The sequence below is a fragment of the Streptomyces lancefieldiae genome, assembly GCF_031845825.1.
Lineage (GTDB): Bacteria > Actinomycetota > Actinomycetes > Streptomycetales > Streptomycetaceae > Streptomyces > Streptomyces lancefieldiae.
The window spans coordinates 1-918 of the sequence record NZ_JAVRFH010000244.1 but is presented as its reverse complement, the minus strand read 5'-3'; the positions used below and the strand labels follow the sequence as shown (position 1 = coordinate 918).

Genomic DNA, 918 nt, shown 5'->3' with positions numbered 1-918 from the left:
CTGGAGATATACCTCCCGCTCACGCAGCAGCCGACGGCCGCCCCCACCACGTCTGTCCTTGCGGATCTCGAAGTCCATCGCACCCCTTGAGCTGGGGTGTTGCGACGACCGCTAGAACTCAAGCCCGTCCAGCGGGGGTGTATCCGTGTACCGGTGGGTCTGACAGCGACGTGCCTGCGGCGCTGGTACCTGGCGCTGCGCGCTGTGACTGCGCAAGGGAGGCGGTGTCCGGGGGAGTGTCAGTGCCGTGGTTTCCGGTGTCTTGCCCCTTGCGTGGTGTTGCGCTTTCGTCTGCGGAGTCGGCGGCGGGGCTGTCTGGGTCAGGGCTGCTGGGGCTGTTATGCGCCTCCGAGGGGGGTGATGGTGGTGGGCGGGGGGAGGGTGCGTTGGCGCAGGGCTTCGGTGAGGGTGGCCCTTCGGCGGCGGCGGGGGGAGTCCTGTGCGGGGGTCTTTTTGGCGAGTTTGTGTAAGAGGCGGGCGCGGCCGTCTTCGACGGTGTGGTCTTCGGTGAGGATTTTGCTGAAGGTCTTCATCACGGCGTCGGGTCCCGTGGGGCGGCTGGGGCTGGTGACGAAGGTGTTCAGGACGTCGCGGGGGGGCAGGACGGCGGCTTCGAGGAGGGAGGCGGCGGTGCCGGTGGTGAGGATCCAGCGGCTGGCGACGGCGATGGCGCAACGCCCACCACGAAGCCGAACGCAACACAGCCCTCCGGCAGCCACCCGCCCCCACCGAAAACCACACCACCGCACCCCAGCCAAACGCGTCCCCACCTGGGAACTCACCCGCAAATTCGTCGGCGCGGGATTTCGGAGCGGCTCCGGCCTGAACTGAGTCGCAAGCCGGGCAGCGCCCGGGGACGGAGATCTCTCCTCCCCCGGGCGCTGTCCCTTTTGGTGCGGGATGTCGCAGGTAGCGGAG

The 918-nt window shown here is 68.7% G+C and carries 1 protein-coding gene; it reads right to left on the bottom strand.

Annotation, left to right across the window (positions count from 1 at the left end):
* Positions 1-338: 338 nt before the first annotated feature.
* On the bottom strand, positions 339-719 hold the full coding sequence (locus RM812_RS41905) for a hypothetical protein (RefSeq protein ID WP_311586237.1): 381 nt from the start codon (positions 717-719) through the stop codon (positions 339-341).
* Between the last annotated feature and the right edge of the window lie 199 nt (positions 720-918).